Annotated in this window: 15 protein-coding genes; 14 read left to right on the top strand and 1 reads right to left on the bottom strand. The window is 42.1% G+C overall.

Going from position 1 to position 13,937, the window contains the following annotated elements:
* Positions 1–137 precede the first annotated feature (137 nt).
* From AC3ITG_RS31735 to AC3ITG_RS31705, 7 genes are all read left to right on the top strand, one after another.
* Positions 138–941 carry a DNA-binding protein gene (locus AC3ITG_RS31735; protein WP_489252419.1) on the top strand — a complete coding sequence of 268 codons (804 nt, stop codon included), beginning with the start codon at positions 138–140 and terminating at the stop codon, positions 939–941.
* 184 nt (positions 942–1,125) lie between these two features.
* The gene (locus AC3ITG_RS31730) at positions 1,126–2,577 is read left to right on the top strand and encodes a WXG100 family type VII secretion target (protein ID WP_489252418.1); all 1,452 of its coding nucleotides are present in this window, start codon (positions 1,126–1,128) and stop codon (positions 2,575–2,577) included.
* Positions 2,552–3,118 (top strand): hypothetical protein, encoded by a 567-nt coding sequence (locus tag AC3ITG_RS31725; protein ID WP_489252417.1) that lies wholly within the window; start codon positions 2,552–2,554, stop codon positions 3,116–3,118. Before AC3ITG_RS31730 ends, AC3ITG_RS31725 begins: the two co-directional genes overlap by 26 nt.
* Before the next feature lie 245 nt (positions 3,119–3,363).
* Positions 3,364–3,771 carry a contact-dependent growth inhibition system immunity protein gene (locus tag AC3ITG_RS31720; RefSeq protein WP_452560584.1) on the top strand — a complete coding sequence of 136 codons (408 nt, stop codon included), beginning with the start codon at positions 3,364–3,366 and terminating at the stop codon, positions 3,769–3,771.
* Positions 3,772–4,053: 282 nt separating this feature from the next.
* Positions 4,054–4,188, top strand: a complete 135-nt coding sequence (locus AC3ITG_RS31715; protein ID WP_489252416.1) for a hypothetical protein — start codon at positions 4,054–4,056, stop codon at positions 4,186–4,188.
* Positions 4,189–4,484: 296 nt separating this feature from the next.
* Complete coding sequence (locus AC3ITG_RS31710) at positions 4,485–5,096, top strand: hypothetical protein (protein WP_452560580.1); 612 nt, start codon at positions 4,485–4,487, stop codon at positions 5,094–5,096.
* 288 nt (positions 5,097–5,384) lie between these two features.
* Positions 5,385–5,885, top strand: a complete 501-nt coding sequence (locus AC3ITG_RS31705; protein ID WP_452560578.1) for a hypothetical protein — start codon at positions 5,385–5,387, stop codon at positions 5,883–5,885.
* A 511-nt stretch (positions 5,886–6,396) separates the two neighbouring features.
* Here AC3ITG_RS31705 and AC3ITG_RS31700 read toward each other — a convergent pair.
* On the bottom strand, positions 6,397–6,924 hold the full coding sequence (locus AC3ITG_RS31700; RefSeq protein ID WP_024629607.1) for an N-acetylmuramoyl-L-alanine amidase family protein: 528 nt from the start codon (positions 6,922–6,924) through the stop codon (positions 6,397–6,399).
* A gap of 341 nt (positions 6,925–7,265) precedes the next feature.
* Here AC3ITG_RS31700 and AC3ITG_RS31695 point away from each other — a divergent pair, with 341 nt between their 5' ends.
* The 7 genes from AC3ITG_RS31695 (at position 7,266) to AC3ITG_RS31665 (ending at position 13,921) form a co-directional block, all read left to right on the top strand.
* Entirely contained in the window at positions 7,266–7,616 is a 351-nt protein-coding gene (locus tag AC3ITG_RS31695; protein WP_452560576.1) for an RNA polymerase sigma factor, read from the top strand.
* A complete protein-coding gene (locus tag AC3ITG_RS31690; RefSeq protein ID WP_452560574.1) occupies positions 7,562–7,789 on the top strand; it encodes a hypothetical protein in 228 nt (75 codons plus the stop codon). The genes AC3ITG_RS31695 and AC3ITG_RS31690 overlap by 55 nt, the downstream gene beginning before the upstream one ends.
* The gene (locus tag AC3ITG_RS31685; protein WP_489252415.1) at positions 7,782–7,973 is read left to right on the top strand and encodes a hypothetical protein; all 192 of its coding nucleotides are present in this window, start codon (positions 7,782–7,784) and stop codon (positions 7,971–7,973) included. The genes AC3ITG_RS31690 and AC3ITG_RS31685 overlap by 8 nt, the downstream gene beginning before the upstream one ends.
* A gap of 117 nt (positions 7,974–8,090) precedes the next feature.
* The gene (locus AC3ITG_RS31680) at positions 8,091–9,047 is read left to right on the top strand and encodes an IS30 family transposase (RefSeq protein ID WP_413372728.1); all 957 of its coding nucleotides are present in this window, start codon (positions 8,091–8,093) and stop codon (positions 9,045–9,047) included.
* 383 nt (positions 9,048–9,430) lie between these two features.
* Positions 9,431–10,936 (top strand): malate:quinone oxidoreductase, encoded by a 1,506-nt coding sequence (locus AC3ITG_RS31675; RefSeq protein WP_489252414.1) that lies wholly within the window; start codon positions 9,431–9,433, stop codon positions 10,934–10,936.
* 401 nt (positions 10,937–11,337) lie between these two features.
* A complete protein-coding gene (locus AC3ITG_RS31670) occupies positions 11,338–13,437 on the top strand; it encodes a TerD family protein (RefSeq protein ID WP_489252413.1) in 2,100 nt (699 codons plus the stop codon).
* A gap of 196 nt (positions 13,438–13,633) precedes the next feature.
* Positions 13,634–13,921: a hypothetical protein gene (locus tag AC3ITG_RS31665; RefSeq protein WP_489252412.1), complete on the top strand. Its 288-nt coding sequence runs from the start codon at positions 13,634–13,636 to the stop codon at positions 13,919–13,921.
* Positions 13,922–13,937 lie beyond the last annotated feature (16 nt).

The following is a 13,937-nucleotide window of genomic DNA, read 5'->3' as shown; positions in this document are numbered from 1 at the left end:
CTGCTATTAAGTACTATATTGGATTTATTGTACTACTTCTTTGGAGTTTCTAAAAGAAATAAATAGGATACTTTATGCAAGGCATAAATGACTTGGTTTAATAACCTAATTCTATTCTATTAGAGGAGGATCTTCTTTTGCGAAAATCTATCCTGAAATCACTCAAACCGGACATTATTGTAGAAATGTTGGACATGGCTGTGGCTTTTGAAAATTGGAATAAGGTGATGGAGAGGGCGGACATGTTATATCAATGTGTGCAGTGCATTCATGAAGAGCGACAGGAGCACCGTACCAAGGGATTACCTTTACCATACATCCATACTGAGCATCCGTTGATCTATTATCACGGGTTCAGCCTCCAGATGCTGGGCGTGGCTCACCAGAAGATGGGACAGGTGGATCAGGCGCGGGCGTGTATCGAACAGTATGCAGAGCTGGGGTGGATGGAAGAGTTGGATGAGGCGGGAATGCAGGTAGTGCAGGAGTTTAGGCATCGTGCACAGGTCAATCGGTATGCTCTTGAGATTGAAGACGGGCAGGTGCAACTGCTGGAGGAGTCTGTGAACTTTTTGCTTGAGCATCCGGAGGAATGGCTGACAGGTCTGAAAGTGATTACGGAAGCAGCAGTGCGGTATAGGTGGAAGGTTGATCGGGTATTACATATGTTTGAGGATCAGATACAGGGCGATGGCAGAGAAATGGATTCTTCAAACAAAGATGATATGTACCATTACTCTTATCAGCGGGCTTTGTATGAACAGTGGATGGGAAGACCACAGGAGGCCGTGGAGTTCATTTTGCAGGCGATTCGGTTAGCGTATAAGCTTGAGATGGATCGGTATTTTATAAGGTGCATGGCATTGTTGGAATCATTGCGGGAAGAGGCGACAGGGGAGCAGATCGGGCGGTATAGGATGATGTTGGAGGAAATGAAGTAGGGGAGGTGTTTACTGAAAATGGTAGGATATGCCTTGAAGGGGGTATATGCATATAGGACCATAGCACCGATGAGGAGCACAGCTTGTGTCTTATCATGGTCAAATCAGGATGTTAGCCGGATAGTTTACATATTACACTTCTGCTAACATAGGATAATCCTATTTCGAATGAGCGGAGAAACGTATGAGTACAATCAAAGTTACCCCTGAACAACTACATCACGTATCGAATCAGGTGGATCAAGCCAGACAACAGTTGGAGAGCATACGAAGTGATTTGACGAGACAGATCATGTTCGTTCAGATGATGTGGATGGGCGCGACGCAGGAGCGATTTTACTATGAGTTCGAGCAGTCACGACCTATACTGGATAAAGCGCTGGAGAGTATGGTGAACACATCCAAGGAATTGAAGGATATCGCCACGCGATTCCAGGATGCAGATGCCCAGAAGGGGAGTCTGGGTGGTGCGTTTGGAGCAGTCGGTGCCGCAGCTATGATGACCAAATCATCAGGTGATTCAAATTCGGGTGATAAGGGCTATCGGATGGCGCAAGTCAATATGTTTGGTAAATTGGTATGGATGCCTGTAAACGAGAATGGTGTTGCGGATCAGGCTGCCCTTCAGGCTTATGAGAGGGATCAGGGAGATCTAAATTTCAATCGCATGCAAGCTGTGAACGTTGAACCGCCTGGGGAAGATATTTTTGCTTTACAGATCAAGGCGTTTGAGATGGGCATTCATCCTACGACAGGAGAGCCTGTTTCAGATAAATATGCTCAGATGATGGTGACCTCTCTGAAGTTTAGCCAGATATTCATGGCGATTCAGATGGTTCGCGGGAGTATGCCGGGTGGTAAAGGGCCTTATCGATTGCCTGCTTCTAATCCTGCTGTGGCGAAAATTAAGCAGCATATTGAGGCTGCTAAGGCTAAGAATGGTAAGATAGAGGGTAAAGCTACAGAGGTATTAAGAAAACTTAACATTGAAACAGAAAATGCGATAAGAAAAATAGTCACTGGGGATAATGTACAGGATATTCGTAAACATGCTAAAAAGGTGACGGTATATGATAATTATTCTGAAATTGTTACACATGATAATAAAGTAGTAAGAATCAATAAAGATGACATGCCGAATTCTTCGTTTAACAAGTTGGATGAACTTATCCTCTTCGAAGATAGCATTTCAGATTATGGTATGAAATCATATGATAAAATCAGGAATATCCAATTAGAGGATGTTCCTGATGTTGCTAAGAATACAGGCTTAAATATTTCAGACATTACAAATTTAAAGAAACATTTATTCTTAGAGAAACATGAAATTCCGAAAGCAGGAGGCATTCTGATCAAAAAAGAATATTTCACACCTGACGATGAAATAGCATATGCATGGCAATTAGCTCAGAAAAAAGAACTCAATCAAGCACAGAAGGATTGGTTTAAACAATTAGCTGATCATGAACTTACTGAAGCAAAATTAATGAGGGATGGAATTCCGTACAGACGTATAGAGTCATGGTCAGATGATAAGAGAACGTATACTGATCAACCTCCGAATGATGGCGCACATAGAAAGGCACCTGAGCAACCGGAGTATGGTAGCTTTGAAGGCTTCGATCCTTTTAAATAATCGTAAAATACTAAATAACAACTCGGAACAGTGGAGGCAAATGATGAGTTATTTTTCCAAAGGAATAGAGAGAATAAATAATATAGATTGGAATCTATCTGGTACTGTAGACGAGCCTTCACATATGGCGCTAATACAAGAGTATATAAGACGGGCAGCAGTGCTAATTACATTATATGATCTAGAAACACCGTATCCTTTTTTTAAAGCTTCTCATGCAATTGGAATTGATAGTGATCTGGGTATATCAGAAAAGTGTCCTGAGTTGGCAGGATTAAAAAATACGTTTATGAAAGGAACGTGTGAAGCTTATCTAGAGTGGTTGAACTTGCAGGATACTGGAAATGAGATTGCATTGGAATTCCATGATTTGTACGAACCTCTAATTCTTCTGATTGAAAGAGGAGGATCCCTTAGAAGACGACATGGTGATATTATTGCTGGGGGTTATGCATTCCCTTTGGCAAACGCTGACTACATGTCAAAACAGGCACCTATAGATATTAGTGAAGAAGGCTTGAAAGCTTGGGTAAACCAATAACTTCCTTGCCCTTCGAGACAATTTTTAAATGAAGCGGCCTACCTGCGTCCTATAAGATCGTAGATAGGCCTTTTTTAATCCGGATGCATACTTAGTCACTATAAGGAAGAACAGGTTTTATTATTTCTAAATCTTTTATCGCTAGATCCTCCGCTATTTCTGAACAATCATAAGAAATGTTCGCTCTATAAATTTCAGATTTATTTTATATTAGTATTACCTAATGCAGGAGCTGAATAAAATAAATGAGTAAATTAATTAAAGAAATATATTCAATAGATCAAAATATTCAGACTGATAAGTCTGATTCACCTTTGGATCATTGGTGCGATAGACTTATTAATAAGAAAGTGAGTGAGCTTGACTTAGAAGATGTTAGTAGAATGTTGGGCCAACATGTGCTTATAGATCTTGGTATAGAAAAGGCTATAGAAATTTTATCAGAAGATCCTCTTGCTGGGGAGATGTATGATGGACATCTGTTGAAGCTTCTTTATTCTATTGAAACGAATAATTTCAGAGACTTATCACAACTAAAAAGATTACTCCAGACTATCAAGAGTGATCTTTCTCAATTCGAATGGGCTGATGAAGAAGATCAGGAAGGGTACGCTGAGTTATTAGAACTTTTTTTGAAAAAGGTTGACCTTTAAGATTATGAAAAAAAATTTAGACCTTAAATTTGTGCTTTAAAAAAAATGGGTTGAGACTAGTGGTCAAGAAGGTGAGAAGCTACGATTACAGGAAGTTGATTTTCAACATTATGAGTTAACTGGTGTGTGTTTGGAACAATCGTATATGACTAGCTGTAATTTTGATAATCTTAGTCTGAACAACATGGATTTCCATGTCTTAGTTTTTATATATTATTATTGAACTATTCTGAGACGTTACATATATACGAGAATAGTCCTGCTAATTATCTACTGGTGAAGTTGCCCAAGCAGCGCAGTCGCAGCTCCGCATACGATCCGGAGCAAGTAGCACATGCTGATCCCGATCACATTCCTGGTTCCCGGACGGAAGGCGGTGCAGATGGCAAGGCAGCTGCAGCCGTTCGAAGAAAATAAAGTTGTAGACTAGGAAATTAAAGTGTTAGACTGAAAACGCCATTAATCTACCGACAGCAGTTCCAATTTCTCCTTCAGGGGTATCATCGGTGTCGACGACTGTGAAGAATAGGAATCTGTTTGTTATTGTTGATAAGACAACTAGACAAAAGGAGAAGAACATGAGTCGGAGATCAAGAATAATTCGAAGCAATAACACGGAGAACAAGAGTAGATCTAGAATTTCCGGTAACAAAGTCAATGGGAGGGCAGAGCGAAATCCATTGATCTTGCATCTAATCACGATCTTAGGAGGGATGTTGACGGCCGTAATTTCTGCTCTGGTAATTGCCGAGACTACACAAAATTCATGGGAAACACAGTACAAAGCGACGCAACAAGATAATCTAAAAAATAATATTGACGAAAGGAAATTCGCTATATTTGAGGAAATTTCCGCAAACATGTCCAAGCAACAGTCGCTGATCCACTCTAAGTTGCTTATTTCATTGGCGTTTAGCATTCAATCCTACGGGAAAAGTTTGACGACTGAGCAGAATGGGAAGTTATACGAGAAAATGGAAAAAGACTTTCCGTTGGCATATAAATATGCAGACGAATTCGACAGAACTTCGATAGAGTTGAACGGATCTTTCTATATGGCCAAAGCAATGTTTGGACCAGAAATTGATGCAGCGATAGATAAGTACCAATCAAGTCTTAGCAGAATATCGACTGAACAGTATATAGAAGAGTATATTTATGAACGCAATCAGATTAAAAAGCCGATAGTGGGGGCAGAACAGAAAGAGGTCCAGATAGAGGTAGACTCGAATGATTTCATTCAGTTGTATAATCCGGCCATAATAGATGCTCGCGAAGATCTCATTCAACTGATGAGTGATGAAATCAACGCATTGGAGAACTAGCCATGGCCGCCATATTGACGGAAGAATTCATTGGCATGCGGGAATAATTCGTTTTAAGTGACTAAACTATCGGGTACGTTAGTTTAAAGAAACGGTGACAGTCTAGGACTTTATTTTCTTGTCCTTAGCTGGTTGTATTATAGCCGCACAAATAATGGAGGATTTCGGACAAAGTGATTGAGATCAAGGAACATAAATTCAAACGATAACGCAGTTGCTAGGGCTGCGTTATTTAGTCTTGTACGTAACTCTAAATAGGTTAATAGTCGATTGAGAGGAGAACAACGCATGGGGCATCTACTAACCACAGCTATTGAACGTCTGTCGGCTATTTCATTTGAGGATACCGAGGATAGCTCACTACAATCATCTCATGTTCTGATTAAAGAATATCTGGGACGCGTTAATCAATTATTAAATGATATGGATGCTTCAATCGATCAATATCCCCTATTTAGTTTTGCTAAAACCCTTGGAAAAGCCATAGATGAAAAAGTATATCGAGCCTGTTCAAAACTGGACACGCTAGGAAATCCTTATGTGAAGGTAATTTGCTGCGGCTATTTAGAAGTCTCCGAATTAGCAGATCAAGGAGTGGATGAAGCAATTCAATACATCGATCTTTACGACCCGATGATAAAATTCTTTGAACGAGGCGGGAGTTTTACCATAAGACAAGGCGAAATGGTTGTAAGTGGTGCAGTTTATCCTCTTAAGTATTGGAGACATCTAAATATTTCAGTACAAGATATTAGCAACATCGCTTTAGAGATAGTTGATAAGGAATGATAATAGATGAACTAAAATTCAGTAGTATTTAAATCAAGATTTCTATAAATAAAAGCGACAACGACCGATTGAACTCTTTTCAGAGTTAATTGATTGTTGTCGTCTGTTAACAAGTGGCTATAAAAATAGAGATTTTTATACCAGGCATTGCAAACAAAATTTCCTTAACGTCAAGCTTACTCAATGCCCTTGCTCGTTGGTTGATATGTCTGTAATTTGTAAAATCCCCATAATGACTAGAAATACGGTCATTACAATAAGAGCAGACCCAATCCAGAGCATTGTTTTTCTGTTTTGACTACTAATTTCCAGAGTTCGTCCACGAATAATAAAAATAATGCCTACGACCAGCAATACCACACTTATTATAATCATCAACGTTCTCCCTCATAATTTTTTTTGATTATTCCTAGTCTATAACATTAAACCCATCTAAATCATTATATTATAAGTTAAAGTTTTAAAATATAGTAAAAGCGAAGCCGGAGCTTCGCTTTTTTATACTTTATACTTAGAAGTGATTTTTGATTCCTTTAACTACAAAATCAGCAGTACTTGAGAGATCCTTGGTATTATCCAACCAACCTTCAATGATTTGTCCAATCTCAATCAATGTTTTCTGGCTCGCGCGTGTTGTATCTCGTAGAATTGCAAAGTTCCCTTCGTGCGCCACTGTACCATATTCCTTAGCAATGGCCTGGGCGAATGCTTTGGACGCTACTGTACCTTCTTGATAGAATGGACCAATTCTTCCTTTGTAAGTGTTAACGTGGATACTTATCAATGCCGATACAGCCGGCATATTTTGATTGATATAATTAACGCGTTTATTAATATCATCATCAGCATTAGTTCCACCGAAATCTTTATCGGTAGTTCGAGTCATATAGACCTTTGCACCTTCCGCTTCAAGCTTGTTCTTAAGGATATTACTAAAATTTAGAGTTACTGTTTTTTCTTTACGACTTCCAGAAGTTACACCGTCATACTTGCCACCATGTCCTGGATCAATAATAAAACTTTTTCCGCTTAAACTCATATAATTAACCACCTTTTTTTATGATAAGACATCCTGTTCAGGATTGCCTCTCACATATAAGGGCAATTAAGAAACAATTTATACAACCAGTATTTTTTTTAAAATTAAATTCTTTAGCTTACATGGAAGATGAGGATAAAATTATCAACCCGGAAAGCTATTTAATTTTACAGTGTAGAAAACTAGCTAAATTTCTAGTGTTCGGATTCTTAGCTTTCTCAATATGATAATAAATGCTATAATAAATAGGAACAAATGTTCTTTTGTTGGTTGTAATTTCAATTTTTATATTCCCCTATATATTAAGTAGAACAAATAAAATAATAAAAGAGGGATGAGAAATGCAAAAATCACAACCACAAACAACATACGAACGCTACAAAACAGAGGTTTACCGTATTGGGTGGAGAGTGCAGTATCGTGCTAAAAAAGTAAAACAACGTGAGTGTTTTATTAATGATATTGATATCTTTGGAGGGAATTTCACGACTAACTTGGAGGATAAGGTTATGGTAGAGCAGCTATTACAATCGCTACCTCCTCAAGGCAAGACTATTCTAAATAAAGTTTACATTGAAGGTCATACTGAAGAAGAAGTTGCAAAGCACTTAAATATGAGTCAACAGGCGGTGAACAAATGGAAAAAAAGGATGCTCAAACAATTATCCCAGAGGATGAATTCGTTGAACTAATTGTTGGAGCTAAAATGCAGGATTCTACAGCTATTATTAAATTGGTTGAATTATTTGAGGCCGATATTAAACATTTGAGTAAATTTATCCATTTGCCTAATGAAGATGCGTGCGCAGAAATAACAACACAATTTTTAGAGTTTGTTATGCAAGGAGAGCTGAATAATGAATAAGTTGGCTTACGTAATAAGTTATTCAGTATCCTTACCCAGAACATTTCTTTTAGAAAGCGTTCAGGCTAAAGGGGTCTCTTCAGAGAGTAAATTTAAAATACCGGCATGGGACATGAGATTAGCATCCAAAACAGAAAAAGAACTATATTATAAAGATACATATAATATCGTAGAGGTTTGTTAATTTATGACGGATTGTAATATGAAGTGCGACACCTACTGGAAATAAAAAATGGCTCATAGCCTGATTCGTGTAGAATGAAAGTTACCACACCAGCATTCACACAAGGAGAATCAGTCCATGAGTTATTCACATCTTAGCATAATCGAACGCAGCAAGCTAGAAATCCTACATCGACAAGGGAAAAGTGCAAGAGCCATCGCCGAGGAACTTGGTCGGCATCATACGACCATTTGCCGGGAGATCAGCCGGAATGTTCAACTACAATCTTATCAGGCAGAAAGATCACAACAAGCTTATGTGCAGCGCCGCAAAGCTTCCGTATCCAAGGGTAGATGGACGAAAGCACATGCTGAAGAGCTGGAAGAGAAGTTGCACGCCACATGGTCCCCTGAACAGATCGTGGAGCGCTTTAAAACTGAAAATCGACCCACCGTATGTTTTAAAACGATCTACCGCTGGATCTATGCAGGTCGTCTAACCAAAGGTGCTTTGCATGTACTCCGGCACAAAGGTAAACGTCAGAAACCTGCGGAAACACGCGGTAAGTTTGCTGTAGGCAGACCCATTTCCGAGCGTCCGAAGGACGTTCGCTCTCGGGAAACATTTGGGCATTGGGAACTGGACACGGTGGTTTCGGGACGTGGAAAGAGCAAGGGTTGTGTAGCAACCTTCATTGAACGGAAAACACGTCTGTACACCGCGATTCAAATGCCCGATCGGACGGCTTTGTCGATGGAGATCGCCTTTGGCGTAGCCGCTGCTCAGTATCCTACTAAGGCTTTTCGAACCGCTACGGCAGACCGTGGCAAGGAGTTCGCCTGCTACGCGAACCTGGAACAAACACACGACGTACAGATTTATTTTGCTGACCCTTACTCTTCCTGGCAACGCGGTTCGAATGAGAATGCGAACGGCTTACTTCGAGAGTTCTTTCCCAAGGGCACGGACTTTAAGCAAATATCAGATGCAACATTGGAGCGTTCGCTTCACTTAATCAACCATCGCCCCCGAAAATGTCTGGGCTGGAAAACCGCTCACGAATCTTTCATAAAGGAACTGTCGCACTTGGTTTGACAATCCGTTTTATACAATAAATCGTTCACTTCTCTGAGATTTATTAAAGCCTTGTAGACGTACCCATTTTGGAAAACTAGTCGCCTCCGGGATGTGAGTTGTACCAATTCAATGAATGCAATGCCTAAATATACTTTTTATTGAACAAATTAATCTTTCAGCCCTATAACCGGGTTATCTATCTGACATAAACTAGCGTATACTGATGGAATAGCAAATATCTTCAAATTGCATATTTAAATTGACCCATATTATTGATACACTAGATCAAGGTTATATCATTCAGAGAAGGGGCGGGCCTGTTCAAGAATGGGGCTTGCTGCAATGCCAAATCGATAACGCTTACATCCTTTTGGCAAATATAGGATATAAGGACGGTAGACATGAGCCAGGGACAAACGAGTACAGATGTTATCTTGATTGGTGCCGGAATTATGAGTGCAACTTTGGGAACTTTGCTTAAACAATTGGCACCAGACTGGAATATTAAGGTTTTTGAGAAGCTCGCCAGTGCGGGGGAGGAAAGCTCCAACGAATGGAATAATGCCGGAACCGGGCATTCAGCATTGTGCGAACTTAACTATACCGTTGAACGACCAGACGGATCCGTAGATATTAGCAAAGCGATTAAGGTGAATGAGCATTTTCAAATCTCAAGGCAATTTTGGTCCTATCTCGTCAAAAGCAATCTGATTCGTAATCCGCGGGACTTCATTATGCCGCTCCCTCATTTGAGTTATGTACATGGAGAGCAGAATGTCCTGTTTCTAAAAAGACGCTTTGAAGCGTTATCGAAACATCCGTTATTCGTTGGCATGGAATTCTCGGATAATAAGAAAAAACTGGCGGAATGGATTCCGCTGATGATGAAAAACCGCACGGGCAATGAACCGATTGCAGCCACCAAAATTGACTCCGGTACGGACGTTAACTTTGGTGCTTTAACGCGTATGCTAATGGAACACTTAAAGAGCCAAAACGTGGATATCCACTACCAACATAGCGTGAAGAATATGAAACGCACAAGCAATGGATCTTGGGAATTAACAGTGAAAGATCTGGGCAGTGGTGCTGTTAAGCGCCACACAGCGAAGTTTGTGTTTATCGGGGCAGGGGGCGGCAGCTTGCATTTGTTGCAAAAATCCGGCATTCCCGAAGGCAAACATATTGGCGGTTTCCCGGTTAGCGGCATCTTTATGGTGTGCAAAAATCCGAAAGTCGTGGAACAGCATCATGCCAAAGTATATGGAAAAGCTTCGGTGGGTGCTCCGCCAATGTCTGTTCCCCATCTGGATACTCGATTTATTGAGAATCAGAAGTCTTTGCTATTTGGACCGTTTGCCGGGTTCTCACCAAAGTTCTTAAAGACGGGCTCCAATGCCGATCTGATTACGTCGGTGAAGCTGCACAACTTGCTCACGATGCTCGCGGCAGGCGTCAAAGAAATTTCACTAACCAAATACCTGATCCAACAACTCATGTTATCCAAAGAACAACGCATGGCCGAATTGCGTGACTTTGTTCCGGATGCGAAGAGCGAGGATTGGGATATGGTACTGGCAGGCCAACGTGTGCAGGTAATTAAGGATACGGCTCAAGGCGGCAAAGGAACCCTTCAATTCGGCACGGAGGTAGTCACTGCGGCGGATGGCTCGATTGCGGCATTGCTCGGAGCTTCACCTGGTGCTTCAACTGCGGTTCACGTGATGCTGGAGATCCTCCAAAAGTGTTTCCCGCAGCATATGAATGCCTGGGAATCAAAGATCAAGGAAATGGTTCCTTCCTATGGCGAATCACTGGTTGACAATCTTAGTCTATTAAACCAGGTACATGCTTCAACCGCTCGGGTGCTTGGGTTGACGGCTGAAAAAACAGCCGTTCGTATGTAACGAGACATATGCATCCTGCTCTATAATAGGTGTGATAAAGAGCTAGGCCGGCTAAAAACCGTGCTTAGCTCTTTTCTTATTTACCATCAGCTGTATGCAGCTCTCCAGAACTACTCTACGCAAGTCAGAGATTTCCCCTTGATTTAACCAGTCGTAATACTTTCGCCCTGTTGGGAGATCGTGGAATCTGAGATGATGGGTTCATCAAAGGTTCGGGTCACAAGCTTCGGACCTTTGGCCTTCAGGCTATGGCGATCCTTCCTTCTAACTTCATTGGCGAACTTAGGGTCGCCGCTTTCCTGAAGATCTCAATTCAGAGAGGAGGCGTCCAGGCTATCATATTCCTTCCTTCTACACCAGACCAAGTTTTTAGGGATATGGCTTTCCTGGACTCTTTTATCATGAACAATATCATTTATTTGCGAAGAGCGAACAAACTTATGATTGAGCAAGAACAAGGGGAGAAACAGCTGCCGAAGGTTTATTTGGCGACTGCCCTTAAAAATATAGAAACGCTTGGATACACATTCTCGGATGAGTTGATGCAAGCCGTGCGAACATTATCCAAGGAACCATTTGAAGCATTGGTGGCCCAGGTTGTGGCTGATCTGAGAATCATGGTCGGTGCACATGTGGACTACAAACCGATGTACCCTGGATTCCCGGCGCAGGTGATGGAGGAAGATGAGGTGGAACTCTACCTGAATGCTATCCTTCATTATCTGACCTTGGTGTATCCGAATCGCGAACCCGTGGAAAGAGTACCTTTGCTGGATAAAGTGAACCTGAAAGTCATTGGCCTCGGCAACAAGCAAGACTTCCAGACGCTCATCCGCCAACTAATTGAAGCGAAGGGCTCCATCTCGGAGACAGACAAAGCAGATATCGATACGGTGCTGGAGCATGCGGAACCGGATGAAGTAGATGCGCTGTTGCCAGCCGAGATTCCTTTCAAGGAAAATGTTGGGTTCGTAGTAGCTTCGTTATTAACGTATGAAAAGGCCAATATCGACCGAATCGGCCCGTATTTCAGAACGGCAACCGATGTGCTTCGTCTCGCTGTGGCTTGGTCGGGTGGGGATGTCAGCCTGGCTCTAGCTTCGCCTTTCCGTAAATTCAAGCGGCGTGAGAGACGCCTGTTGCTCGGTTTGTTGGAGCAATGCGGTTCAATTACGGAAGACATGCTTCGATATAAGGATCGCTGGATTCGTCTGGGCGAAATTCTGCATCCATCTGAATATAAGCTGCGGTATCCGCGATGCGAGGAAGCTTTTGATATTTTGCGTAATAACAAGTCGTTTACGACCTTTAACGGGAGTGTGGAGCTTGCCTTCCAATACCAGAATGTGTGGAGTTTGATTGAGCTGCTGAAGCAGCGCCCTGGTGAATTTGCGAGAAGATTGGATCACTTGTTGCGCTCTACCACGGATAAGGAGTATGTATTGCTGGCGTTCGGAGAAATTCTGGAGCACGTATCGACCCCGGTATTATTGCAGGTAAAGCAGCATTTTGCCCGGCGTAATGAACCGCAGGATCTGCGTGTATTTTTCCCGAAAGGCAATGTAGCGAAGGCTTTCGCCATTCCGAATCAGCTTCCCGAGATGGACGATGACACTTGTCGTGCCGTCGTGCAGATGTGTGAGCAGGCGCTGGTGCAGCGTTTCGCCGCCCTTCCTTCGCTTGGAAAGACGTATGTCGATCCACAGCTCCATGATTATCTGGTTCCTTTTTCCCAAAGATCGGCGAGCAAGTCCCTTCATACGATTGTTCGGGGAAGCCGGGTGCCGATGGCCGAGGGAGATACGATTCGTTTCTTCAACTGGTGGAAGGAAGGGAACGTGAATGGTCAAGCAACGGGGCGCGTGGATATCGATCTGTCTGCGGTGATGTACGATGAGAACTGGAACTATGTAGAGCACATCTCCTATACGAATCTGCGTTCATCCAACTACAAGGCTGTTCACAGCGGTGATATCGTGACAGCGCCTCATGGTGCGAGCGAGTTCATTGACCTGCATATTCCGTCAATTGTTGATTATGGTGGACGTTATGTGGTGGCGAGTCTGCTTTCCTTTACGAGTCATCCATATTGCGATTTGCCGGAATGCTTTGTGGGCTGGATGATGCGGAAGAAGCCGGGTTCTGGTGAGATCTTCGAGCCGTCCACGGTGGCAAACAAGATTGATATCACGGCAGATACACAGATTGCCATTCCCGTCATTATGGATCTAGTGAAGCGTACGGTCATTTGGACGGATCTGGCACTGACTAGGCACCCGGAATATTACAATAATGTCGAGGGTAATCAAAAAGGGATGGTCCTGATGGGCAAAGCCCTGACCACGCTCCGTAAACCGGATCTCTACGACTTGTTCACGCTTCATGCCAAGGCCAGGGGTGAACTGGTGGATACGTTGGATCAGGCTGATACGATCTATTCGGTGGAGCAAGGAATTACCCCGTTTGATATCGAGCAGATTATGGCGGAGTATTTGGCTTGAGTCCATCACATGTGAATATTGAGGATAGAGAAGAGCAGCGGAGTGCTGCTCTTTTTGTTGTGAATGTAGAATCAGGATATTGGTCGGATGTATTGTGATCTAAATTCTGATAACTTTGGTGGACGGTGTTATATGAGCGAAGAAATATATAGTTACCTAGATGAGTGCTCCCCATTTTAGAATTGGCGGTGAGAGAATGGAACGATTAAAGAACGCTGGATTTTACAAATTAAAATTCTTCATTACACCCCAAGAGTTCAAAAGTTTGTTAGCTCTTTTTGAGCAGAAACAGGCGCAATTTATCAGATCCAACCATGCGCAAACCAAGTATGATTACAATCAGGTATACGAGGCCTATAGCCGATTTTATCAGTTCTATGCTGCTGCTGAAAAAGAGAACAGGGAGGGGGGACACCCTTACTTCGTATATTCGATCTCTTTTGCCCTAGAACAGGAAAGGGTTTCAAATCAATCTGGAAGATGAAAAAGGGAAATATTAT

This window comes from Paenibacillus sp. GL_099_B (genome assembly GCF_057835695.1).
The sequence above is the reverse complement of the archived record's forward strand: the minus strand, read 5'-3'. Positions and strand labels throughout refer to the sequence as shown.